Raw genomic sequence first — 22,746 nt, 5'->3', positions numbered from 1 at the left:
CAGACATCGCTGTATGGTCTTGATGTTGGTGATGTTCATGGTCGTGTTGATGTTCATGTTCATCTCTCATGGGGTGTCTTCTCCTCTTCTTGATGTGGTAAGCAATCACAAGCAATGTGGTCAGGTGCTTGGGCGTATTTATCCTGTAAGACGGCTTGCAATCGCGTGATATCATCTTGCGACAAAGGCGTGGTGGCCAACACATCGGCCAAGGCGTGACCAACGCACATAGCGCACATGGCCTGGATAGTCCGCTGCAAAGTTGCCGTCATGGCCTCGTGTTCCGCAACCGTTGGCAGATACAAGCGGTCGCGGCTGGCGCCATTGTCGGTTAAATAGCCTTTGGCTTGTAAGCGCGAAATCAGCGTTTTGATCGTCGAAGGCGACCAATCCGTTTTCTGTGCCATCACGCGAATAATTTGGCGGCTGGTCGCTTCTCCTAACGTCCAAATCACGCGCATAATTTCCCATTCACTTGTTGTCATTGTTTGTGTTTGTTTGATCATACTATTAGTCTACAACTGTAAATTAAAAAATGCAAGGTTATTTTAAGCCTGCGTGGTATGATAGAGAGTGATTAAAGAGGTTTAAAACATGGAAAATTGGTTGGTGAAACGCGCCCGGTTAACCCCAAACCGCGTGGCCGTTTCAGCTGGACAACAACACTTAACATTTCAAGAAGTGGCCCAAACGGCACAACAAATCGCGGGTCAGATCGCCGCATTGGGGGATGAAAATTCACGCGTGGCCGTGATCATGACCAATAGTCTACAAGGTTATTTGGTTATTATGGGCCTGCAACAATTGGGCAAAACCATTGTTTTTATTAATCGGCGCTTGTCTGTTGCTGAAATTAACTACCAGTTGGCGGATGCCGGTGTTTCGTTATTATTGACCGATGACGGTTACACAGCTGAATTGGCGGTGGCCCAACAAGTTAAATTTTCGCAATTGCCAGCCGGTCAACCGGTGACACCAGTGGCTGAGTATCCCGATGACTTTGTGACGAGCGTGATGTATACGTCGGGCACGACACGCCAACCAAAAGGCGTGATGCAGACGTATTATAATCATTGGATGTCAGCGATGGGCAGTGCGCTTAATCTGGGACTCACTAGTCAGGATGCTTGGTTGGCCGTGGTGCCGATTTTCCATATTAGTGGATTTGCCATTTTAATGCGGAGCTTAATTTATGGGATGCGGGTGGTATTGGTTGAGAAATTTGATTCGCATCACATTAATGACTTACTGATTCATGATACAATTACCACAATGTCAGCCGTGCCTGTGATGCTTAAACAGTTACTGGCGGATTTACCAGCTGGTGTGACGTATAATCCACACTTTAGAACGCTACTACTTGGTGGCGGGCCAACCGACGCTACCACGTTGCAACAAGCAGCGGCGCACCAACTCCCCATTATTCAATCCTATGGCATGACGGAAACGGCGTCACAAGTGGTGGCGTTAGATGCGGCTGATGCCCAGGTAAAAATAGGATCAGTCGGGAAACCACTATTTCCCGTTAGTTTGAGTATTCGTGATGCAGCAGGTCAACCGGTAGCGCCGGGAACGTCTGGCGCTGTTTGGCTCAAATCACCAACCTTAACACCAGGCTATTTAAACCAACCTGAATTGTTGGCTAAAAATATGCAGGCAGGCTGGTTTAACACCGAGGATTTTGGGTATCTTGATGATGATGGTTTTTTATACATTCAAGGGCGCGAAGGCGATATGATTAGCTCTGGTGGGGAAAATATTTTCCCGGATGAAGTTGAAGCCGCCTATGCAACCATGCCAGGACTGCAGAAAATGGTTGTCGTGGGTGTGCCAGATGATAAGTGGGGGGCAGTGCCGGTCGCTGTTGTGATGGGGACGGACTTATCTGCGGCCGCATTGCGGCGTTTTGGTCGCGAACAGTTGGCCCATTATAAGGTGCCACAACGCTTCTATCAAGCCAATACTTGGCATGTTACGGCGAGTGGCAAGGTGCAACGACGCTTGTTCGCAGCGGAGCTTGAGACATTAACGGCGTTACAATAAAAGAGGAGTAGGCGTGAGCGACACAGCTCACGGATAAAAACTTATGACACAATCACCAAAAAATACTGATGTGCGGGCACTTTTTAATACGATTGCCCCTGAATATGACAAGATGAATAACATCATCTCACTCGGCACGCATAAGTTGTGGCGCCAAAAAGTAATGGCACGGATGACCTTTCCAGAAGGCGCAAATATTATTGATCTAGCGACTGGAACCGCTGACTGGGCGTTAGCTTTGGCGGAAAAAAGTGATCCAACTGCCCATGTGACAGGCCTTGATTTTAGTGAGGAAATGTTGGCAATTGGGCAAAAGAAAGTCGACGTCAGTGATTATTTTGATAAAATCACGTTAGTGCAAGGGGATGCAATGGCCTTGCCGTTTGACAACAATACGTTTGATATTGTGACGATTGGCTTTGGTCTGCGAAACTTACCTGATCCAGTGCTTGGTTTGCAGGAAATGTATCGTGTCCTTAAGCCAGGGGGGCAGTTGGTGATTTTAGAGACGTCACAACCTGATAACCCAGTGGTGAAGCCGTTCTGGCAATTGTATTTTGGCCAGGTGATGCCAATGTTTGGTAAGTTATTTGCTAAAGGGAAGTATCAAGAGTACAAGTACCTGGATGAGACCACCGAACAGTTCATGGATTATCGCACGTTAGGACAACGGTTATTACAGGTGGGATTTGAAAAGGTCACGATTTCACGTTTTAATCTTGGCGCTGCTGCTGCGCATTATGCCGTGAAATAAAATAAAAAGCCGTGTGGGCTAGTTGTGAGACTAGTCTGCATGGCTTTTTTAGTTGCTGAGGGTTGTACGGAGACGAGTCTCTGTTTTTTATTACAAAAATAATTACACAATATTATTGATAATATTTTAAAAGAGCGTAAAATATTAACTGAAAATAGTGTGTGTTATGATAAGTGATTAATATTTTGAAAGATGTATCACAAACCAAAAACAGAAAAATGTATCGAGAGTTGAGGGTAAAACTATGAAGAATCTAGTTACTAAAATCGCTTTACCTGGCGCAATCCTAGCATTTGCTATGGTTTTGTTTGGGGGAACAGCGTATGCTTTTACGAAGTGGGAAAGTACCGCTGGAAATCAGCATATAACGGAAACTAAGAATTACATTGACGAATTAGCTGGACGAATAAGGAAATTGAAAGAACAAAAATCGAGTGTTGACACATTGTTGGCAAATGCTGAAACTGAAAAAAATAGACTTGCTACTGAAAATAATACACTTATTACTGAAAAAAATAGGCTTGAGAGTGAATTGCAAGCGAAATTAGGAACTCCTGATATGCAGCAACGGCTTATTGATTTACAGAGAGACATTACTACAAATAGTAACACAATTAATCAGCTGAACGACACGATTAATCGACTGACTGGTGAAAAGAACAATCTTCTTGCTGATCAGGAAAATCTGATTAGACAAAAGGAACAAGCAAAGGAACAAGAAACGCGAAACGCGGTTGAGACTGCTCACGAGGCTGACATGAATGCGGCAGTTGAGGAGATGAGAAAATTAAAGGAGCATGCTGAACAGATAGCAAACGATCCTCGACATAAAGTGGATTAAATAATGTTGCATTACAACGTCAGCTAACAACTAAATGTCTGTTATCTTTCATTATAAAAGAGACTAACCCACTAATAAGTGGTAGTTAGTCTCTTTTTGTATGTGTTGATAAATAAGAAAAAGGCTGTAAGACATATTTTTAACATAGTCAAAAAAGGTGGGAAACGCCATTAAAATCAGTTGATTAGTTCTAAAATAAGGCTATTTTTTAGTTTTAAAATGATTGCAAAAAAATGATACTGTTGATATAAACTACCCCCAATAGTTAGCTGTAAATCTAATTTGTGGGGTTTTTCTATGTTTTCAAAAGAAATACATATGTATTCCTGAGCCAAATGTAGAATATAAATAAAATAAAAAAGCAACCCCGAAAGGTTGCTCAATAGTGTTTATTGTTGTTTTGCTTGATTGTTTTTTACTTGATCTTTGGTTGCGTCCATGTAAGCCTTTTCTGCTTTTTCTCTTAATTTCTGGGCGTCACCAATAGCTTCTTCTAATTCTGAAATTTTCTTATCATCTTTTGAACTTTTATCCTTAGCCTTAGCTAGTTCATCATTCAGACGAGTAATTTCAGTTGCGTTCTTTTCAATAGTTTGTTCTTTCTCAGAAATTTGGTTCTTTACTTCGTTAAGTTCAGCTTGAATAGCATCCCTATCTGTCCTGTCTTTCAACCAATTAGCATTGTTTTGATTTAACTCAGCTTGAGTAAAGTCTCTTAGCTTTTCTGCTTTTTCAGCTCGTTTTTCTAAGTCAGTAGCCTTCTTTGTTAAGGTGTTAACCTCATCGAGGCGTTTCTTTTGGTCATCATTAATCTGCTTAATATGGTCCGTTAACTTATCAATGTATTCTGAGGTCTTGTCAGATGTTCCTTACCAGCCTGCCAACTAGTGTAAGCATGTACGGAGCTCCCACCAGCTACTACAAGTGCTAATGCACCTGTTACTGCAACAATACTCTTTTTCACTACACTATTCATTCAATTAATCCCCCTATATCTTTATATCCTTATAATATAACAAAGGCTTGTAAAATATCAACAAATATGCTTATTTGATTTTTCTTACCATACCTACAGTTTATGAGAGAAAGTCTTTACTTTCATAAAGAGAATAAGGTCAGTAATTGCTTGATATCATAGTAAAATAGGTTAGTTTTTTTTCATGCAATAATCACGGACCAATAAATAAAAAATTACCACTTAAGCCAGAATAATAATGAATGAGTTAATTTAACGTAATTTTATGACTATTGAAGAATACTACAATCATTATGAGATTATATTTTGTAAAAGAAAAAGCACATGATTTAAATCATGTGCTTTCTAATATAAATCAATTCTGTACTGCTCCACCTGGATTCGAACCAGGGACCTGCGCATTAACAGTGCGTTATTCTACCACTGAACTATGGAGCAATTTGTTGTTTACTCAACTATTTAAGTATAACAACATGAGAATTAATTGTCAACAACTAAATTTTATCAAGTTGAATTTTAATTTTATCTAACGTCTCTAATAGTTGGGCGGTGGGAATTGTTAATGGTGGCAGCAGGCGTAACGTGTTGTGGCCGGCGGATAAGACAATAATGTGTTCTTGCAAGAGATCAGCAACGACTTGATCCACTGGCACCGTGAGTGACATACCGGCCATCATCCCCAGACCGCGGACGTCATCAACGACTGATAAGTTTTTAAATTCAGCTAACTTATCCCAAAATAAGGCCACTTTTTCCGGTAAAGTTGGTAACACCTCATCTAAGATAGTCAGGGTCGCTTGTGCAGCGGACATGACTAAGGGATTGCCGCCAAAAGTGGAACCGTGTGTACCATAGGCCAAAGCAGGGGCGAATTCGTTTTTCGCTAACATGGCACCAACCGGAATGCCGTTAGCCAATCCTTTGGCGGTGGTAAAAATGTCTGGCGTGAAACCATATTGTTCAAAAGCAAATCTTGTGCCAGTTCGGCCCATGCCCGTCTGGACTTCATCAACCAGTAACAAAATGCCATTTGTTTTCGCTAAATTAACTAACTCAGCGACAAAGGCTGGGTCAGCGGGGAAAACACCACCTTCACCCTGCACCAATTCCAACATAATGGCCGCCGTATCGTCGGTGATCAGTGCTTTGACGCTGGTAATATCGTTGAATTTCGCGTAAGTAAAGCCGGTCAACATGGGTAGGCCAGCATGAATACTGTCTTGCCCGGTGGCTGACATGGCCGCATAGGTGCGACCGTGAAACGAGTTGGTAAACGAGATAATCGTTGATTTACCGGTTACCAGACGTGCGAGTTTAATCGCCGCTTCATTTGCTTCGGCACCAGAATTGGCAAAATAAGTCGTGTAATCATTGCCACCGAGTTGTTGGGCCACGGCCTCTTGCAAAGGATTTTGATATAAATTGGGGATATGCCACATTTTTTCAGCTTGCTGCGTCAAGGCTGCTACGACTTTGGGGTGAGTTGCGCCAATGTTATAGACGCCAATGCCGCTGGTTAAATCACTATAGGCCTGTCCTTGGTCGTCAAACCAAGTGGCATTTTGCGCTTGGATAAAAGTCACGGGTGCACGGTGATAATTAGGAAAGAGGGTCATAAGGTACTCCTTGTTAAAGTGTAACGACCGTGCCCGGTTGGGTGACGGTGTTGGTGATATGGACATGATGAACCCCGCGTTTGACCGCGCTTAAGGCACTGTTGATTTTTGGAATCATGCCACCAGTGACGAGGTGATCAGCGGTTAATTGTTGCGCCGTTTTTTTGGTGAGTTTTTGTAATAAGCAACCACTGACTTTCACGCCGGCAACGTCAGTGAGTAAATACAAGGCGTCAGCGTGGAGTTGTTTGGCAATGGCGGTGGCTGCGTGGTCAGCGTTGACATTTAACCACTGGCCGTCATTTGTCATGGCAAGGGGGGCGATAATTGGGATTAAATTTTGCTGCCAAAGTTGTTGGATGAGCTGGGTGTTGACTTGGTGAATAACGCCCACATAGCCATAAAGTGCCTGATCCAACACATGGCCGGTTAACAGTTGATTACTACCGGCATTAAGTCCGATGGCTGCGATGCCGTGTTGCCGAAAGGCTTCGGTTAGCGCTGGTTGCACTTGGCCGAGGAGCGCCATTTGTGTGATATGAAGGCCTTGCACGGTGGTGACCCGAATACCGTTAAATTTTTGTACCGGTTCGTTGAATTGCGTCATCAAATTAGAAATCTGATCACCACCGCCATGGACGATGGCCACTTGAATATGTTGTTTTTGCCAGTGTTTAATCGTGTCAAAAAACGCAGGCGTGAGCTGTTGGGCGGCATTACCGCCAATTTTAATGATGTATTTTTTGGTCATCGCTTCGCTCCTTGGTGTAACTTATGTGGTGTAGAGGGCGTTAATTTTTACATAGTCGTAAGTCAAATCCGATCCCCAGGCTTGGCCGGTGGCTTCTCCATTGTTGAGATCAATTTGAATCGTGATGTGCGGGTCTTCTAGTGAATTTGCCAGTGCTGTCTGGTTAAAGGCAACAGGGGCGCCAGCTTGCATGACTGGGTAGTCATTAATGCTGATGGCAATGGTATCTGGGGTAATAGCCGTTTCGGTAGCGCCAATGGCGGCAATAATGCGACCCCAATTGGGATCTTTGCCAAACATGGCGGTTTTCACCAATGATGAGCCGACCACCTTTTTGGCAATGAGTCGGGCGGCGGTGGCCGAAGCCGCATGGGTAACGGTGACGGTGATAAGTTTCGTTGCCCCTTCGCCATCGTTGGCAATCGCAATGGCCAGCGTCGTGGTCACGTGATGTAGCATCGCTTTAAATTGTTCGTAGGTAGCATCGGCTTGTGTAATCAGTGGATTGCCAGCAAGGCCATTGGCCATGACTAAGACCATGTCGTTGGTACTGGTATCGCCATCAATGGTGATTTGGTTAAAACTCGTCTCGACGTCTTCTGCCAAGGCTTGTTGCAATAGCGAACTGGTAATATTAGCATCCGTGGTGATAAAGCCAAGCATGGTGGCCATGTTGGGATGAATCATACCGGAACCTTTTGCGACGCCGCTCATTGTGACTTGTTTTCCGGCAATGGTGCCTTGAATGGTCACGGCCTTTTCGTTGGTATCCGTGGTCATAATGGCGTGGGCAAACCCTTTGGGGTCACCGTCATGCTGAAGCTGGTGAATGCCTGTGGTCACGGTGTCAATAGGGAGTATTTGCCCGATAACACCAGTTGATGCGACGCCCACCAAGTTGGGCGCAATACCCAATTTATCCGCGGTCGTCGTTTGCATCATTTTGGCGTGCGTCAAACCAATTTGCCCAGTCACCGCGTTGGCATTGCCAGAATTGACAACGATCGCTTGTAGCTGGCCGTTTTGAATGGTTTGTTTGGTAACTTGGACGGGGGCGGCTTGGATTTGGTTGGTTGTAAAGACGCCGGCTACCGCAGCGGGCACGTCGCTGATCAGCCAGCCCAAATCTTTGGCTTTGTGTTTTAAACCAACATGTTGCCCGTCGGCGTGAAAGCCTTTTGGTGCGGCAATGCTGGGATGAGATAAGGTTGTGAATGGTGCGTCTAGTGTTTGGGTCATGTTTTTCCTCGGTATCGTGTTAAGCATATTGCGCAATGAGATTTAAACCAGTCGTTTCCTCAAAATGGTACAGATGATTCATATTTTGAATGGCTTGGCCGGCGGCACCCTTAATCATGTTATCCAGCACGCTGACAATCGTGAGATAGTGGGTGATGGGATTATAGGTGATGCCGATATCTGTGAAATTCGTCCCGACGACTTGCTTGATATCTGGTAGGGTATCTAGTGGCATCAACCGGACAAATGGTTTGTCGGCGTAGGTCTGGTGATAAAGGGTGTGAATGGCTGTGGGGGTTAAGGGCTGCTTTAATTTCACATAAGCACTGACGAAAATACCGCGGTTAATGGGGAGCAGTGAGGTTGTGAATTGAATATGGGCTAGACTGGGCTGCCAGCGTTGTAACTGTTGCATGATTTCTGGTAAATGTTGATGTTGATTCGCCTTGTACATCATCATATTTTCGTTGACAGTGACAAAATGGTTCGCCGTCGTTAACGATTTCCCAGCACCAGAGAGCCCACTTTTGGCATCAATGACAATGCTGTCGGTATCGAGTAACTGTGCTTGGGCCAGCGGTGCTAAAGCTAGGAGGGTGGCGGTAGCGTAGCAACCGGGGTTAGCGATGTAGGTTTTATCGTTGCTATAAAAATCGGCGAGACTGTAGCTGGCTTGGTCCAACAATGCTTGTGGTGCGGCGGGTTGATGATACCATTGTGTATAGTCTTTGGCGTTCAAACGAAAGTCCCCAGATAAGTCAATGACGGGAAAGTGTTGCGCAATAAATGGCGCAGCGAGCGTTTTGGTGACGCCACTTGATGTGGCGAAAAAAACTAAATCGGCGTTTTGCATAATATGCACTGGGTCAACGAGTGTTGGTGTCATTTTATACAGTGACTGCAAATGAGGGAAGGTTTGGTCAATCGTTTCCTGGGTCTCAGTTGTTTGATGAATTGAGACGATCTGCACGTATGGATGAGCGTGAAGTAAGCGTAGTAATTCCATTCCGGCATAGCCGGTGACGCCAACGATGGCCACTTTAATTTGAGTTGCTGTCATACTATTTCCTCCCGAGTCGTTGCTGTAAATCATAAAGCGTCATGAATTTAAATACAACAAATATGCAATCAGGTGTTGAATAATCCTAATTTTCTGCATAAAAAAACACCTCAATGAGGTGTTAAGCGCGGGCAGGCAGTTCTACGATTGCCATATCCAGTACGTGGCCTTGGCTTTTGGTCCGCAGTTCGTTTAAGAAGAAGCCATCTTGGAGATCCAGTTGCGTATCAAGGGCAAAGACGGTCAGCGTGTAGTTGTGCGTTTGATCCGGTGGCATAGGGCCGATGTAGGCTTGGTTGACCGCCGGATTGGCCGGTTGTTGGCACTTTTGCACAAAATGCCATGTTGAGTTCGTGCCCGAAACCGCTTGACCCGTTGCGCGCAAGTCTTCCGGCACATTGCCAACAGGGACATTGGCGGCGAGCCAATGAATCCAAGGAAATCCACCAACGGGGATGGCGTCATAGTCAATCAGACTGATTGACAGTGATTGTGTGCCGTCAGGGATATCCGTGATTGTGATAGGAAAGTTTGTGGTCGGCATGTCTTGTGTCCGATATTTTGCCGGTGCAAATTTGGCATACTTATCGGGAATGAAACCATTTTCGAGTGGCACAGTAAGCTGCATGTTATTCTCCAATTAAATTTTTCTTGGCTTGGGCCAAACGGGCACGAACGGCAACAGACATGTGACGGTTATAGCGCCGGACCGTGCTGACGGCATCAATGACAGCCGTTGTGCGCGCATCAAGGTCGCTGATGTTAGCGATGTCAGCGCGTGTTTTGGCTTCAAATCGTTCAATAAAGGCCAGCTGAAGTGCCAGTTCGTTCGCCCGCAGCGTTTCCGAGGCTGCGTGTTTGCCAGCGTCAGTTAGGGCTTGCACAGCGGCCGGATAACCTTCAAAAAAATCATCTGGATCAGTGGTATTTTCCCAGGTAATCGGCGTGTCGTCGGTGACGGGGGTGGGTTCTGGTGTCGTGTTAGTGGCTTTCTTTTTAAAGAAATTAAATAAAGACATGAGGCCAACCTTTCGTGATAAATTGCTTATCTTTATTGTACCGAACATCTGTTTTATTTGGTACAATAAATTTAACATTTAAACCTGGGGAAAATTATGGCAGCACGGAAAACAGTATTTAACGATAAACAGCGTATTTTGAGGCTCTATTCGGCTTTAATTAGCCATCGCGCTTTGTCGATTGAAGAAATCGAAGACATGTTTTTTATTGGCCGCAAGACTGTGCAACGGGATATCTCTGAAATTCGTGATTTTTTGCATGACCTGCAAATTGGGGAACCGATTCAATCCGAAATTGTCTATGATCGTAACTCACGCAAGTATAAATTAACCGAAATGGATAATTTGTTCCGCGTTTTCGATAAAATTAATCAAATTGATGAAAGCGATCCAATCGATTAAGTGCGTTAGTCAGCCGAAATGAGGTGGCCAAATGGCAAAGTACCACGTAAAAAGGGTTGTGCTTGTGATGGTCGTATTGGGACTACTGGCCAGTGTGGGCTTGTGGTTTGCGACGCAAAAAGTTGCCCGACCCGCTTCTCGTCAAACCATTATTTTATTGCATGGTTATGGGAGTAGCGCGCGGGCAACGAAGGCGTTGGCGACCGCGATTCAGGCGCAAACGCATTTGAAACGGCGCCAACAAGTCAACGTGTCACCGCAAGGTATGGTGAAATTGTCGGGAACGACGCACCAACTACAACAAGGTGGCATTTATCAATTGAATTTTGACGATAAACAAACAACTGCCCAGCAAGCTAGCGCAGCACTCGCGCGCTTATTACAAACGTTAAAAGCGCGTCATGTCAATCAAGTTGTCCTAGTTGGGCATTCGATGGGGGCGACTGCTGCGTTGCATGTGCTGTTGTCGCACCCAATACAAGATACGACGTATCCAACTGTTACGCATCTGGTTACCATTGCTGCGCCGTTTAATTCTGGTTTGGGGTCAGGCGGTTTTGACCATGCATTTGATCACAATACGATTGACCCGGCAACAAAACGCCCACGGTTGCAAGATGCGAGTTATCGTTACTTTGAGCAACATCGCGCTAATATGCCCGAACAAACGAAAATATTAAATGTGATGGGTGATATCGGGGATGGCAGTGATGGCGTCGTGACGAATTTTAGTTCGTGCGCGTTAAAATTTTGGGTCAAAAAAGACCAAATTTATCAGACTTTGACAATCAGGGGACCAAAAGTCCAACACAGTCAGGTTCGAGACAAGCCAGCCGTGACGCGACAAGTTGCCCAATTTATTATCGAATAATGGCATAAAAAAACACCGGTTAACCGGTGTTTTTTTACTTATTTGTCATTTGGTCGAAGTCATCTACCATATCTTTTGGTCCGACAACCGAGAGAATATCGAGAGGGTGCACACGATAACTAGATTCCGGTGCCACAATGACTTCACCATCGTGGCGTACAGCAATAACGTTCAAGCCGAATTTTTTGCGAATTTTTAATTCCGAGAGGGTCTTGCCGGTAAAGGCTGGATTCACAATTTGGACTTCGGCCATTGAATAATCATCTGATAGTTCAATGAAGTTTAACATGTTAGGGGCGAGTAACTTACGGCCGATTCGTTCACCCATTTCACGTTCCGGTTGAACGACGAAATCAGCCCCAATTTTCGTTAACACTCGTAAATGGGTCCGATTTTCAGCTTTGGCAATCACGTTTTTAGCCCCAAGGTCTTTGGCGTTGATGGTGGCTAAAATACTGGCTTGCATATTATGACCAATGGCAATCACGACATGATCGAAGCTCGCGATATCTAATTTACGTAAGACATCATCTTCTTGGGCGTCAGCGATGACGACTTGAGTGGCGATGTCGCGATAATCGTTGACTTGTTCTTCGTTAATATCAATGCCAAGCACATCTTGGCCATTGGCCACTAACGTTTCCAGTAAGGCACCACCAAAGCGGCCCAGACCAATAATAGCATAGGTTTGACGCATTTTTTTATCCTTTCAAATATTAACCGATAATGACAGATTCTTCAGGGTATTGATAAGGGGCGTGTTCGGTGTGCACATTGAGCACAGAGAACATGACCGTATAGACGCCGACACGACCAATAAACATCGTGAGCATAATGACACATTGGCCAAAGTCTGTGAGATGTGGCGTGAGGCCAAGGGATAATCCGGCAGTAGCAAACGCACTGACGACTTCAAAGACGATGTATTCGAGACCAAAATGGGCATCGGTACCTTGAGTGAGGAGGAGCAAAAATGATAGACCAGCCAGGAAGACCATTGAAACAAAAACAAGGAGTAGTGCGCGGGTAATATTTTCATCAGTAAGACGGCGATGTGCAAAGGTCACATCTTTTTTACCGCGCAGCGCAGCATGTGTTTTGAGTAATAAAACGCCTAAGGTAGTTGTTTTTAACCCGCCAGCAGTAGAACCGGGGGTGCCACCAACATACATTAAGATCATCGTGACTAAGATGGTGGCTTGTGACATGTCGGTAAAGCTGAATTGAGAAAAGCCAGCTGTCCGATAGGAAATAGACATAAAAAGCGTATTGAAGGCACGATTGAGTGGTGACAGGGTGTGTGCAATGGCCAAATTACTTTGGGTGATTTCATAAAGTAGCCAACCACCAACAATTAGGGCACCAGTCATGACTAAGGCGAGTTTTGAATGTAAACTTAATTTTTTAGTCCGTGAATACAACAAAACATCACGCCAAACCAAAAATCCTAGCGAACCGGCCACAATTAAAGCGGCAAAAATGAACATCACCCAAGGCTGACTCGTATACGCTGCCCCGTTACCAGGTAGCGTCGTGAACCCCGCATTTCCAAAAGCCGAAATGGCATGAAAGAGGGCAAAGAAACTGCCTTTTTTGATACCAAAATCATTGATAAAGAAAGGTGCCAGACAGAGTGCCCCGACAATTTGAATGATAATGGATAACTTGATGACGTAACCAAAAACTGCGCGTGTATCGTACAGGTTTTCGAGACTATAGACTTCTTGGATCATCATCCGGTTACGTAAGTCCATCTGTCGCTTGGTTGCCGTGAACAATAACACAGAAAAGGACATAAAACCTAGCGCGCCAACTTCAATCAAACACATGATGACAATTTGACCAAACAGTGTCCAGTGCGTGGCTGTGTCAACAACTGTGAGTCCTGTCACTGACGCAGCTGATGTCGAGGTGAATAAGGCATTGAGAAAACTATGTCGCATGTTACCATAGTGGCTGATGGGTAACATTAAGAGAAGGGCGCCAATCGTGATGACGGACAGGAACCCAAGGGTCAACCGTTGTGGCATCGAAAAATAGGACCAAAAAGTCCGTTGATGCGATTGATTATGAAATTTTTTCATTTCCGCCGCAGTGGGGAGTTCAATTTTTCGTGACATGCCTCTATTATAGCGTAATTTTATGCGGCGGAACAAAAGCAATGCAGATTTTTAAAACGTTTAGCAGCGGGATGTATAGTAAATCAATTGAAATAATTGCACCATAGCAAACATGGTATAATATTATTTGAAGAATTTTCCACGAACAGCATTTGTCCGTGGAATTTTTTGAAAATATATCAGAAAGTGAAAACGCGGTGATAATGTGCAAATACTGCCATTTCCCGCGCGCTGAGAAAATAAATGACCGAATCATTACCAGTCATTGAGATGCGTCATATCGTCAAAAAATTTGGCGATTTCGCAGCCAATGATGACATTAATTTAAAAGTCCAACAAGGTGAAATTCACGCGTTACTTGGTGAGAACGGTGCTGGGAAATCAACTCTGATGAATATTCTCACAGGCTTGTTGCAACCAACTTCAGGTGAAATCTTGATTAATGGGCAGCAAGTAACTGTTGATTCACCCTCAAAGGCAGCTGCTTTGGGTATTGGGATGGTGCATCAGCACTTTATGCTCATTGATGCCTTTACGGTGACTGAAAATATCATCTTGGGGTCTGAAGTGACGAAAGGCTTGTCACTCGACACCAAGTCAGCAGCCAAAAAGATTCAAGCATTGTCTGAACAATATGGCTTGCAAGTTGATCCCTATGCGAAGGTTTCTGATATTTCCGTGGGTCAGCAACAACGTGTTGAAATTTTGAAAACACTCTATCGTGGTGCTGATATTTTGATTTTTGATGAACCAACAGCGGTTTTGACCCCACAAGAAATCGAAGAATTAATTGCTATTTTGCATAACTTGGCCAAAGAAGGGAAATCAATTATTTTGATTACCCACAAGTTAGATGAAATTCGGGCGGCTGCTGACACGGTGACGGTTATTCGTGCCGGGAAGTCAATTGATACGTTCCCGGTGGCCGGCGTGTCATCACAAGAATTGGCTGACTTGATGGTTGGTCGTGAAGTGAGCTTTAAGACTGACAAGATTGATGCCACGCCTGGCGAAACGGTGTTGCACATTGACAATCTTGAAGTGCATGATGCACGTGGTGTGGCCGCGGTTAAAGACTTTTCACTGGACGTTAAGGCTGGTGAAATTGTCGGTATTGCTGGAATCGATGGCAATGGACAAACAGAATTAATCCAAGGCATTACGGGATTGACCAAAGTACAGTCAGGTCAGGTAGTTTTGCAAGGACAAGACATTACCAATAAGAAGCCACGCCAAATCACAGAAGCCGGTGTAGGGCATATCCCTGAAGATCGTCTCCGGTTTGGAATGGAAGTTGATATGACGTTGTCAGAAAACTTAGCATTGCAAACGTACTATAAGGCGCCTTTGTCACAACACGGCGTGTTGCAGGCTGATGCAATGGACAAGTTGGCTAACGAGTTGGTCAAGGAATTTGACGTGCGTTCGGCTGGTATTCATGTCTTGGCTGGGTCGATGTCTGGTGGTAATCAACAAAAAGCCGTGATTGCCCGTGAGTTGAATCGTGATAACGAATTGGTAATTGCCGCCCAACCAACACGTGGACTTGATGTCGGCGCGATTGAATATATCCATCAACGTTTGATTGATCAACGTAATGACGGTAAAGCGGTGCTGGTCGTCAGCTTTGAATTAGATGAAATTTTGAATTTGTCTGATCGTATTGCCGTGATCAATGCGGGTAAAGTTGTCGGGATTGTTGATGCAAAAGATACAAATAAACAAGAATTAGGATTGCTGATGACAGGGATGAGTCTAGCCGACGCCCGTGCAGCGCTTAAAGAAGAGGTACACGCCTAATGGCAGCACAAAAAAATTCATTTTCTGTGGCCTTATTCTCAGTCCTTTTTGGGTTGATTATTGGGGCCGTTATTATGCTGGTTTTCGGGTACAATCCGATTTCTGGTTATGTGGCGTTACTGGGTTCAGCCTTTGGTTCAATGCAAGACATCGGTGGTGTCTTGACTCAAATGACGCCATTGATTTTAACAGCGCTTGGCTTTGCCGTGGCGCAAACAGCTGGATTCTTTAACATTGGGTTATCTGGTCAAGCCTTAGCTGGCTGGGTTGGTTCAGTCTGGTATGCGTTGAGCTTTCCAGATATGCCGGCTTATCTGATGATGCCAAGTTCTATTTTGCTTGGTGTTGGGTTAGGTGCGATTGCGGGCGCTATTCCGGGTTGGTTACGCGCCCAGTTTGGTGCCAGTGAAGTGATCGTGACCATCATGATGAACTATATCTTGTTGTTCTTAGGGAATAACATTTTGCAAAATACGATGTCAAAGAGCATTAAAGAATCAGCCGAAACGACCAAGCAAGTTGGCGCCAATGCGTCATTGCAAATGAAGTGGCTGACGGATTTGACGCAAGGCTCAAGTATTTCAGCGGGTATTTTCATTGCTTTGATCATGATTGTTGTGATCTGGTTTGTGATGACTAAGACAACGCTTGGCTTTGAAATTCGTGCCGTTGGTTTGAATGCAGATGCGGCAAAGTATGCAGGGATGTCAGACAAGCGTAATGCAGTGATTGCCATGGCCATTTCTGGTGGTTTAGCTGGTTTAGCTGGTACCATTGAAGGGCTTGGGAACTATCTGAACTTCTTTACGCAAAACGGTTCGCCAGCCATTGGTTTTGATGGGATGGCGGTTGCGTTGCTTGGTAGCGGCTCATACCTTGGTATCTTAGCATCCGCAGCAATCTTCTCAGTATTGAAGATTGGTGGTCTAGGAATGCCGATGTCATCAGGTGTCCCATTTGAATTAGTTGATATTGTGACAGCCTCAATTATCTTCTTCGTGGGCGCAAAGTATTTGATTCAATTGATTCAAAAGCGTGTCCATGAAATGGACGAAAAAGCAGCTGAAGCAGCTGCGATTAAGAAGGCAGCCAAAGCCGAGTCGGTTGCCGGTAAAAATCAGAAAGGCGGTGAATAAAGATGTCATTAATGGCGATGTTATCACTCGTAATTTCTAGTACATTGGTTTACTCAACGCCGTTGATTTTCACGTCAATTGGTGGCACGTTCTCAGAACGTGGCGGCGTCGTCAACGTTGGTTTGGAAGGTATTATGGGCATGGGCGCATTTGCGGCGGTTGTCTTTAACCTGACATTTGCTAGCACATTAGGTTCAGCCACACCATGGTTTGGTTTGCTTGCCGGTGCTGTGGTTGGGTTGCTTTTCTCTTTGTTGCACGGTGTCGCAACGATCACATTGCGTGCGGATCACATTATTTCGGGTACCGTGATTAACTTGATGGCCCCAGCTTTGGGTGTGTTCTTAATTAAAGTCCTTTATGGTAAGGGACAAACTGTGCCAATCTCACAAGACTTTGGTTATACGTCAATTCCAGTTTTGTCACACATTCCGATTCTTGGGGATCTCTTCTTTGCGAAGACGTCTGGGCCAGCTTGGCTAGCAATCGTGGTGGCAGTGCTATCTTGGTACGTGATTTTCAAGACGAAGTTTGGTCTGCGTTTGCGTTCAGTTGGTGAAAATCCGCAAGCGGCTGATACATTAGGCTTGAATGTGGCACGTTTGCGCTATTCAGGCGTTATGCTTTCGGGCTTGCTTGGTGGTGTTGGTGGTGCCGTGGTTGCACAATCAATTTCATTGAACTATTCAGCCAGCACTATTGTGGGTCAGGGATTCATGGCGATGGCAGCGATGATCTTTGGTCGTTGGAATCCAATTGGTGCATTGGGTGCTTCGCTCTTCTTTGGTTTGTCACAATCACTTGCCGTGGTTGGTGCACAGTTGCCAGGTTTGAAGAATGTCCCATCAATTTGGCTACAAATCGCACCGTATGTCTTGACGATTATTGTGCTTGTCTTCTTCTTTGGTAAGACACGCGCGCCAAAGGCAGATGGTGTCAACTATATTAAGGCAGCTTAAATAAGCTGATTGATTAAAATCCTAGCTGGATCCAGCTAGGATTTTTTTGCCCGAAAATAAGGTTAGATACTGCCAAAGATGAGCGACAATATTTTAATTTATAATCATTTTTTGTTGTTATATCGCTATCCTGTTACAATAGACAGAGACATAAATTTTCTAATGAAACGTGATAGCTCATCACCATGGCAGAAAAGCGAGAGAGTTAAGAGGTAATTAAAATGCTTGTGATCATGAACATACTCAGTATTCCCATATTTATTGGGATTGCGTATTTGTTTTCAAACGATAAAAAAAATATTCAATGGCGATCAGTGGTGACGGTGTTAGGCATTGAATTATTATTGGCGTGGTTTTTCACGCAATTTAAAATGGGCCAAATTGCCGTTCAGGGTGCGGCTGACGGGTTTAACTGGTTAGTTTCAGTGGCCGCAGAAGGAACGGCTTTTGCCTTGCCTGATTGGTTGACAGCTAATAATGGCGGTCCGAACTTTGTGACGTCGGCCTTATTGCCAATTTTATTGGTTGTGCCATTATTTGATATTTTGACATATATTGGCTTGTTACCATGGTTTATTAAATGGATTGGTAAGGGGTTGGCCTTTATTACAGGACAACCAAAATTTGAAGCCTTTTTTTCCATTGAAATGATGTTTTTGGGGAATACGGAAGTGTTGGCTGTGTCAAAAACGCAGCTTGATCAGATGTCAGCCCGGCGTAATTTCACTTTGGCGATGATGTCGATGAGTTGTGTGACCTCAGCCATTATTGGATCTTACACGCAAATGGTGCCAGGTAAATATGTGTTGACAGCAATTCCGTTAAACATCTTAGGGGCAATCATCATTTCCGCCATCCTGAATCCCACTAAAGTGGCACCCGAAGATGACGTGATTGTCGGTGTTGCTGACGATAACAATCAAAAAGCGCCTTTCTTCTCATTTTTAGGTGATTCGATTCTTGGGGCAGGGAAGTTGATTTTGATTATCACCGCAACAGTCATCGCCTTTGTGTCATTAGCGGCTATGATCGACCAGTTATTGAGTTTAACTGGCCTACGCTGGTTGACGTTGGAAAATATGTTTGGCGTGGTCATGTTCCCGTTTGCCTGGCTCTTAGGTTTTAATGCCCATGAAGCCTTTCAAATTGCCCAGTTCATGGGTACTAAGTTAGTAACCAATGAATTTGTCGTCATGGGTGAAGTATCCAAAAACATCATGGCGCAAAAAGGGCTATTTGCTAATGAACATGCGCGAATTGTCTTAACTGTGTTCTTGACGAGTTTTGCCAACTTTGGCACATTGGGGATGATTATTGGCGCCTTTAAAGGGTTGGTCGATCAGGAAAAGAATGATTACCTTAGCGCGCGCGTCCCTTATATGTTGCTTGCAGGTATTTTAGTTTCACTAGTTTCAGCGGCAGCCGCTGGGTTGTTTGTTTGGTCATAAAAAAGCGCAGAAATGCGCTTTTTTTATAGATAGGCCGCTGTTTTCTCGGCAATGGCAGTGGCCGATTGCTTGAGGCTGTCCTGTTCAGCAGCTGTGAGTGTTAAAGAAAAGTCCCCAACAATACCACCACGACCAATAATGGCAGGCGTTGAAATATAGCTGTCGAATTGCTGGTCGTAATGGGAAACAATCGCTTCTTGGTGGGCATCTGACAGTACAAGTTGGGCTAATGCTACAGCGGCATGGGCAATGGCAAAGTTGGTATACTTTTTACCAGCAAAGACAGTAAAGCCACCATCGCGCGCATCGGCGGCAATTTGGGCCAAATCAAGCTGGTAGGTGGCGGCCAACTCAGTTGCGGTTTGGCCAAGTGCCCGAACAGTTGACCAGGCGGCAAATTGTGACGCACCATGTTCGCCTAACATATAGCCACTGACGCTGCGTGGATCAATGCCCAGGGCGTCACCGAGGGCGCTTTTCAAGCGGGCAGTGTCTAAATAAGTCCCCGTGCCAAAAACTTGCGGGGTTGGTAAGCCGGTCACTTGTTGATAAAGGCCAGTCATCACGTCGACTGGATTAGAAATGACAATTAAGACACCTTGAAAACCCGCGTTTTTTAAGCCAGTTCCGACTTGTTGCACTTCTGGTGTATTGGCGCGTAATTCCGTGAAACGATCCCCACCAGGCTGGATGAGGTCAATATGACCCAGCGCTGAAATGACGACATCAGCATCGGCTAAGTCAGCGGTTGTGCCGGCAGTTACTGTCACATGTTGGGGTAATAAACTAGCGGCATCACGAAAATCAAGTACTTCTGATGCCAATTTATCTGGGTTTTTATCAACTAGAATCAATGTATCTGCGAGACCTTGGCTCACAATCAGATGGGCAACTGTTGCGCCAACATGACCAATCCCGACAATACCAATTTTTCGCATAAAACCACCTCGTTAATTTAAAATGTGTTATTGATTAGATTGTACACATTTTTATAGGAAAAAGCCAAATTTTGCTCATGTTTCACGTGAAACAGCATAAGTTGCGGATAGTAAAAATGAGCTAGGGAAATAGGCGAGAATAGGCGCTGATTGCGTGATAATTATTGGTTTAATTTGTGATAAAATAGAAACTTGTGTGATACTTTAAAAATATTAAGGGAGTTCATCATGTCATTGATGTCCAAAACCGATTTCCGCAAAGTGTGGTATGCTGTGCTACCACTTTTTGTCAGTTACTTACCATTAGGACTGGCGAGCGGTATTTTACTAGAATCGGTACATTTCAACGTCTTTCAGACGTTCTTGATTTCAGTGCTTGTTTTTTCAGGTGGCGGCCAATTTTTAGTGGTGGCGCTGCTGGCAACGCAAAGTAGTGTCAGCACAATCTTAATGATGGTGTTCTTTTTAGAACTACGTTATGCCCTTTTGGGGGCAACCTTGTCACGCTATCTTAAGCATGAAAGTAACGGGTTCTTAGCAATCTTTTCACAATCGATGAATGACGAAAATTATGCTGTCAATCATTTGAAATTTATGACCGATAGCTCTTGGGATGGTCAAAAGGCCCTCTGGGTTAACTGGCTGTCGATGTTTGCTTGGACCTCAGCGAACATGGTAGGGACGCTTGGTGCCCAATTTATCAAGATTGATAGTAGTTTAGTGCATTTTGCACTGACTGCCATGTTTGTTTATATGCTTGTGATGCATGTGAAAAATAAAAAGCGTCTGGTGGCCGCAGTGGTCTCTGCTGTATTAGCCGTACTCTTTATGGTCACGATTAAAAACACCTTTGGAATTGTGTTAGCAACACTAGTTGCGTCTTATGCTGGACATAGTTTTGAACAGTGGCAGCACAAGCGCCGTGCTCTCGCTAATCCAGCGGTTGCTGTGGAGGAATAAGGATGTCGGATTTAGCAATTTACGGTCTTATTTTCGGGTTGTTTTTAGCCGCGTACATACCGCGGGTGCTCCCAATTTTCTATTTTTCAAAACGGCAAATTCCTAGTTGGTTCCACGACTGGATGAAGTATGTGCCTATTTCCTTGTTTGCGGCTTTAGTGGCAAAAGATGTGTTCATTAAAGGCACAACATTTGAATGGCGTTGGCCATATGTTGTGACGGTGATCATCGTCTTCTTGGTTGCTTATAAGAGTCGCTCAATGGTGATTTCGGTGATTACCGGCTTGATTACAATTTATTTAACAACGCTATTTTTAGGTTAAAAGTCTGCTTCGGCAGGCTTTTTTTAATGATCTCACTACTGGGGAACTATACATGAATACTTTTCATCTAAAGATGAAAAAGTTTAGTTTTATTTCTCGATGTGTATCCTCTAAGATGAATATAAACGTTATTTAAGGGGGAAAGAGTCATGACACAAAAACATCAGCTGGCACGGACGCTATCAGGTCGGCATATTAACATGATTGCCCTCGGCGGAACGATCGGGACCGGTTTGTTTTTAGGTGCAGGGGGATCTATTCAAAAGGCTGGACCAGCCATTTTATTGGTCTATATCATTACCGGTTTCTTCGTTTTTGCTATGATGCGGGCATTGGGCGAGTTATTACTGTCTGATGACGATCAGACCACCTTTATTGGATTTATCAAAAAATATCTCGGACCACGCGCTGGCTTCGTGATGGGGTGGACTTATTGGATTGGTTGGATTATTATTGCGATGGCTGAATTAACGGCCATTGGACAGTATATGCAGTTTTGGCTGCCAGGAACGCCAGCTTGGTTGTGGGAATTGCTCTTTTTAGGGTTATTGTACACCATGAACATTGTGGCGGTGAAAGCCTTCGGCGAAGCAGAATTTTGGTTTGCTTTGATTAAAATTGTAGCGATTGTGGCCATGATTGTAACGGGAATCATCATGGTTGTTGGCCATGTGCGGACGTCAGCTGGCGTAACACAACTGTCAACATTGTGGTCACATGGTTTAGTGGCTGATAATGGGCGTCAGCTTTTAACGACTTTCCAAATGGCTTTCTTTGCTTTCTTGGGTGTTGAATTTGTCGGCATTGCCGCTTCAGAAACACAAAATCCGATTAAAACGATTCCAAAATCAATCAATTCCATTATTATTCGTATTTTGATCTTTTATGTTGGGGCCTTATTGGCTATTATGATCATTCAACCCTGGACGGATTACAATGCTGATCACTCACCGTTTGTCCAAGTCTTTTCAAATATTGGGATCAGCACGGCAGCCGGGATCATTAATTTTGTCATTCTGACAGCTGCGGCTTCGTCACTGAACAGTGCCTTGTTTACGACTGGGCGCATGCTCTTCTCACTATCACCGAAAAAAAGTTATTTGGCGCAAGTGAATCGGCGTTGGATTCCGCTGCGGGCGATCACAGCATCGACTATCCTGGTCGCGTTGGCCATCGGTTTGAACTATGTCTTCCCAGAAGATGCTTTTAGTCTGGTGACTTCAACGGCGTCAGCGACATTTATTGGGATTTATGTTGCCTTGTTGGTGACGCATCTGAAATACCGTCGCTCAGCTGATTTTAAACAAGGTGAACAACATTTTAAGATGCCCTGGGCACCTGTATCAAATTATTTGACGATTGCCTTTATGTTAGGCATTTTTGTGATTTTACTATGCTCACCGGCAACTATGGGGACAACGATTTTTGCTATCGCATGGTTTATTGTACTCACCGTTTTGAGTTTATTGCGTGTTAAAAACAACTAAAAA

23 protein-coding genes and 1 tRNA gene are annotated in these 22,746 nt (G+C 44.5%); 12 read left to right on the top strand and 12 right to left on the bottom strand.

The window, feature by feature from the left end:
- Nucleotides 1-59: 59 nt before the first annotated feature.
- Nucleotides 60-506, bottom strand: coding sequence for a CopY/TcrY family copper transport repressor (locus FGL80_RS02640; protein ID WP_029510043.1), 447 nt, complete (start codon nucleotides 504-506; stop codon nucleotides 60-62).
- An 88-nt stretch (nucleotides 507-594) separates the two neighbouring features.
- Here FGL80_RS02640 and FGL80_RS02635 point away from each other — a divergent pair, with 88 nt between their 5' ends.
- From FGL80_RS02635 to FGL80_RS02625, 3 genes are all read left to right on the top strand, one after another.
- Complete coding sequence (locus tag FGL80_RS02635) at nucleotides 595-2,043, top strand: o-succinylbenzoate--CoA ligase (protein ID WP_055307302.1); 1,449 nt, start codon at nucleotides 595-597, stop codon at nucleotides 2,041-2,043.
- 43 nt (nucleotides 2,044-2,086) lie between these two features.
- A complete protein-coding gene (gene ubiE / locus FGL80_RS02630) occupies nucleotides 2,087-2,797 on the top strand; it encodes a bifunctional demethylmenaquinone methyltransferase/2-methoxy-6-polyprenyl-1,4-benzoquinol methylase UbiE (protein ID WP_055307303.1) in 711 nt (236 codons plus the stop codon).
- A gap of 244 nt (nucleotides 2,798-3,041) precedes the next feature.
- Nucleotides 3,042-3,638 carry a hypothetical protein gene (locus FGL80_RS02625; RefSeq protein ID WP_055307304.1) on the top strand — a complete coding sequence of 199 codons (597 nt, stop codon included), beginning with the start codon at nucleotides 3,042-3,044 and terminating at the stop codon, nucleotides 3,636-3,638.
- 389 nt (nucleotides 3,639-4,027) lie between these two features.
- Here FGL80_RS02625 and FGL80_RS02620 read toward each other — a convergent pair whose 3' ends face one another.
- From FGL80_RS02620 to FGL80_RS02585, 8 genes are all read right to left on the bottom strand, one after another.
- Entirely contained in the window at nucleotides 4,028-4,309 is a 282-nt protein-coding gene (locus FGL80_RS02620) for a hypothetical protein (RefSeq protein ID WP_055307305.1), read from the bottom strand.
- A 671-nt stretch (nucleotides 4,310-4,980) separates the two neighbouring features.
- Nucleotides 4,981-5,052: transfer RNA gene (locus FGL80_RS02615), tRNA-Asn, on the bottom strand.
- A 56-nt stretch (nucleotides 5,053-5,108) separates the two neighbouring features.
- On the bottom strand, nucleotides 5,109-6,230 hold the full coding sequence (locus FGL80_RS02610; RefSeq protein ID WP_147001788.1) for an acetylornithine transaminase: 1,122 nt from the start codon (nucleotides 6,228-6,230) through the stop codon (nucleotides 5,109-5,111).
- Nucleotides 6,231-6,243: 13 nt separating this feature from the next.
- Entirely contained in the window at nucleotides 6,244-6,981 is a 738-nt protein-coding gene (gene argB / locus FGL80_RS02605) for an acetylglutamate kinase (protein WP_055307306.1), read from the bottom strand.
- A gap of 21 nt (nucleotides 6,982-7,002) precedes the next feature.
- A complete protein-coding gene (argJ, locus tag FGL80_RS02600; protein ID WP_055307307.1) occupies nucleotides 7,003-8,220 on the bottom strand; it encodes a bifunctional glutamate N-acetyltransferase/amino-acid acetyltransferase ArgJ in 1,218 nt (405 codons plus the stop codon).
- Between the two features lie 19 nt (nucleotides 8,221-8,239).
- Nucleotides 8,240-9,280 (bottom strand): N-acetyl-gamma-glutamyl-phosphate reductase, encoded by a 1,041-nt coding sequence (gene argC, locus FGL80_RS02595; protein WP_147001787.1) that lies wholly within the window; start codon nucleotides 9,278-9,280, stop codon nucleotides 8,240-8,242.
- A 121-nt stretch (nucleotides 9,281-9,401) separates the two neighbouring features.
- The gene (locus FGL80_RS02590; protein WP_055307309.1) at nucleotides 9,402-9,908 is read right to left on the bottom strand and encodes a YbhB/YbcL family Raf kinase inhibitor-like protein; all 507 of its coding nucleotides are present in this window, start codon (nucleotides 9,906-9,908) and stop codon (nucleotides 9,402-9,404) included.
- Nucleotide 9,909: 1 nt separating this feature from the next.
- The gene (locus FGL80_RS02585) at nucleotides 9,910-10,299 is read right to left on the bottom strand and encodes a hypothetical protein (RefSeq protein WP_055307310.1); all 390 of its coding nucleotides are present in this window, start codon (nucleotides 10,297-10,299) and stop codon (nucleotides 9,910-9,912) included.
- A 96-nt stretch (nucleotides 10,300-10,395) separates the two neighbouring features.
- Here FGL80_RS02585 and FGL80_RS02580 point away from each other — a divergent pair, with 96 nt between their 5' ends.
- Complete coding sequence (locus FGL80_RS02580; protein WP_010001397.1) at nucleotides 10,396-10,701, top strand: helix-turn-helix domain-containing protein; 306 nt, start codon at nucleotides 10,396-10,398, stop codon at nucleotides 10,699-10,701.
- A gap of 31 nt (nucleotides 10,702-10,732) precedes the next feature.
- On the top strand, nucleotides 10,733-11,572 hold the full coding sequence (locus FGL80_RS02575; RefSeq protein ID WP_055307311.1) for an alpha/beta fold hydrolase: 840 nt from the start codon (nucleotides 10,733-10,735) through the stop codon (nucleotides 11,570-11,572).
- A gap of 34 nt (nucleotides 11,573-11,606) precedes the next feature.
- Here the strand turns inward: FGL80_RS02575 and FGL80_RS02570 are convergent, their stop codons facing one another.
- Both FGL80_RS02570 and FGL80_RS02565 read right to left on the bottom strand, forming a co-directional pair.
- Nucleotides 11,607-12,269: a potassium channel family protein gene (locus FGL80_RS02570; protein ID WP_010001394.1), complete on the bottom strand. Its 663-nt coding sequence runs from the start codon at nucleotides 12,267-12,269 to the stop codon at nucleotides 11,607-11,609.
- 19 nt (nucleotides 12,270-12,288) lie between these two features.
- Entirely contained in the window at nucleotides 12,289-13,692 is a 1,404-nt protein-coding gene (locus FGL80_RS02565; protein ID WP_055307312.1) for a TrkH family potassium uptake protein, read from the bottom strand.
- Between the two features lie 243 nt (nucleotides 13,693-13,935).
- Between FGL80_RS02565 and FGL80_RS02560 the strand changes: the two genes are divergently transcribed.
- The 4 genes from FGL80_RS02560 to FGL80_RS02545 all read left to right on the top strand — a co-directional run bounded on the left by FGL80_RS02560 (nucleotide 13,936) and on the right by FGL80_RS02545 (nucleotide 19,035).
- Nucleotides 13,936-15,492 carry an ABC transporter ATP-binding protein gene (locus FGL80_RS02560; protein WP_010001391.1) on the top strand — a complete coding sequence of 519 codons (1,557 nt, stop codon included), beginning with the start codon at nucleotides 13,936-13,938 and terminating at the stop codon, nucleotides 15,490-15,492.
- Nucleotides 15,492-16,628, top strand: a complete 1,137-nt coding sequence (locus FGL80_RS02555; protein WP_029510031.1) for an ABC transporter permease — start codon at nucleotides 15,492-15,494, stop codon at nucleotides 16,626-16,628. The genes FGL80_RS02560 and FGL80_RS02555 overlap by 1 nt, the downstream gene beginning before the upstream one ends.
- Nucleotides 16,629-16,630: 2 nt before the next feature.
- Complete coding sequence (locus tag FGL80_RS02550; RefSeq protein ID WP_029510030.1) at nucleotides 16,631-17,587, top strand: ABC transporter permease; 957 nt, start codon at nucleotides 16,631-16,633, stop codon at nucleotides 17,585-17,587.
- A gap of 221 nt (nucleotides 17,588-17,808) precedes the next feature.
- On the top strand, nucleotides 17,809-19,035 hold the full coding sequence (locus FGL80_RS02545) for a NupC/NupG family nucleoside CNT transporter (protein ID WP_055307313.1): 1,227 nt from the start codon (nucleotides 17,809-17,811) through the stop codon (nucleotides 19,033-19,035).
- 23 nt (nucleotides 19,036-19,058) lie between these two features.
- Here the strand turns inward: FGL80_RS02545 and FGL80_RS02540 are convergent, their stop codons facing one another.
- Nucleotides 19,059-19,973, bottom strand: a complete 915-nt coding sequence (locus FGL80_RS02540; RefSeq protein ID WP_147001786.1) for a lactate/malate family dehydrogenase — start codon at nucleotides 19,971-19,973, stop codon at nucleotides 19,059-19,061.
- A gap of 228 nt (nucleotides 19,974-20,201) precedes the next feature.
- Between FGL80_RS02540 and FGL80_RS02535 the strand changes: the two genes are divergently transcribed.
- The 3 genes from FGL80_RS02535 (at nucleotide 20,202) to FGL80_RS02525 (ending at nucleotide 22,743) form a co-directional block, all read left to right on the top strand.
- Nucleotides 20,202-20,933 carry an AzlC family ABC transporter permease gene (locus FGL80_RS02535; RefSeq protein ID WP_010001386.1) on the top strand — a complete coding sequence of 244 codons (732 nt, stop codon included), beginning with the start codon at nucleotides 20,202-20,204 and terminating at the stop codon, nucleotides 20,931-20,933.
- A gap of 2 nt (nucleotides 20,934-20,935) precedes the next feature.
- Complete coding sequence (locus tag FGL80_RS02530; protein ID WP_147001785.1) at nucleotides 20,936-21,256, top strand: AzlD domain-containing protein; 321 nt, start codon at nucleotides 20,936-20,938, stop codon at nucleotides 21,254-21,256.
- A gap of 149 nt (nucleotides 21,257-21,405) precedes the next feature.
- Nucleotides 21,406-22,743 (top strand): amino acid permease, encoded by a 1,338-nt coding sequence (locus FGL80_RS02525; protein WP_055307316.1) that lies wholly within the window; start codon nucleotides 21,406-21,408, stop codon nucleotides 22,741-22,743.
- Nucleotides 22,744-22,746: the final 3 nt, after the last annotated feature.

It is taken from the genome of Leuconostoc lactis (assembly GCF_007954625.1).
In the GTDB taxonomy this organism is placed as follows: domain Bacteria; phylum Bacillota; class Bacilli; order Lactobacillales; family Lactobacillaceae; genus Leuconostoc; species Leuconostoc lactis_A.
This window is presented reverse-complemented; position numbering and strand designations above follow the sequence as displayed.

Coding starts and splice junctions, on each gene's coding strand:
- FGL80_RS02570 (WP_010001394.1), bottom strand. CDS start 12,269: ATGCGTCAAACCTATGCTATTATTGGTCTGGGCCGCTTTGGTGGTGCC.
- FGL80_RS02610 (WP_147001788.1), bottom strand. CDS start 6,230: ATGACCCTCTTTCCTAATTATCACCGTGCACCCGTGACTTTTATCCAA.
- argC (WP_147001787.1), bottom strand. CDS start 9,280: ATGACAGCAACTCAAATTAAAGTGGCCATCGTTGGCGTCACCGGCTAT.
- FGL80_RS02585 (WP_055307310.1), bottom strand. CDS start 10,299: ATGTCTTTATTTAATTTCTTTAAAAAGAAAGCCACTAACACGACACCA.
- FGL80_RS02540 (WP_147001786.1), bottom strand. CDS start 19,973: ATGCGAAAAATTGGTATTGTCGGGATTGGTCATGTTGGCGCAACAGTT.
- FGL80_RS02530 (WP_147001785.1), top strand. CDS start 20,936: ATGTCGGATTTAGCAATTTACGGTCTTATTTTCGGGTTGTTTTTAGCC.
- FGL80_RS02545 (WP_055307313.1), top strand. CDS start 17,809: ATGCTTGTGATCATGAACATACTCAGTATTCCCATATTTATTGGGATT.
- FGL80_RS02580 (WP_010001397.1), top strand. CDS start 10,396: ATGGCAGCACGGAAAACAGTATTTAACGATAAACAGCGTATTTTGAGG.
- FGL80_RS02560 (WP_010001391.1), top strand. CDS start 13,936: ATGACCGAATCATTACCAGTCATTGAGATGCGTCATATCGTCAAAAAA.
- argJ (WP_055307307.1), bottom strand. CDS start 8,220: ATGACCCAAACACTAGACGCACCATTCACAACCTTATCTCATCCCAGC.
- FGL80_RS02525 (WP_055307316.1), top strand. CDS start 21,406: ATGACACAAAAACATCAGCTGGCACGGACGCTATCAGGTCGGCATATT.
- FGL80_RS02535 (WP_010001386.1), top strand. CDS start 20,202: ATGTCATTGATGTCCAAAACCGATTTCCGCAAAGTGTGGTATGCTGTG.
- ubiE (WP_055307303.1), top strand. CDS start 2,087: ATGACACAATCACCAAAAAATACTGATGTGCGGGCACTTTTTAATACG.
- FGL80_RS02555 (WP_029510031.1), top strand. CDS start 15,492: ATGGCAGCACAAAAAAATTCATTTTCTGTGGCCTTATTCTCAGTCCTT.
- FGL80_RS02550 (WP_029510030.1), top strand. CDS start 16,631: ATGTCATTAATGGCGATGTTATCACTCGTAATTTCTAGTACATTGGTT.
- FGL80_RS02565 (WP_055307312.1), bottom strand. CDS start 13,692: ATGTCACGAAAAATTGAACTCCCCACTGCGGCGGAAATGAAAAAATTT.
- FGL80_RS02590 (WP_055307309.1), bottom strand. CDS start 9,908: ATGCAGCTTACTGTGCCACTCGAAAATGGTTTCATTCCCGATAAGTAT.
- FGL80_RS02635 (WP_055307302.1), top strand. CDS start 595: ATGGAAAATTGGTTGGTGAAACGCGCCCGGTTAACCCCAAACCGCGTG.
- argB (WP_055307306.1), bottom strand. CDS start 6,981: ATGACCAAAAAATACATCATTAAAATTGGCGGTAATGCCGCCCAACAG.
- FGL80_RS02640 (WP_029510043.1), bottom strand. CDS start 506: ATGATCAAACAAACACAAACAATGACAACAAGTGAATGGGAAATTATG.
- FGL80_RS02625 (WP_055307304.1), top strand. CDS start 3,042: ATGAAGAATCTAGTTACTAAAATCGCTTTACCTGGCGCAATCCTAGCA.
- FGL80_RS02575 (WP_055307311.1), top strand. CDS start 10,733: ATGGCAAAGTACCACGTAAAAAGGGTTGTGCTTGTGATGGTCGTATTG.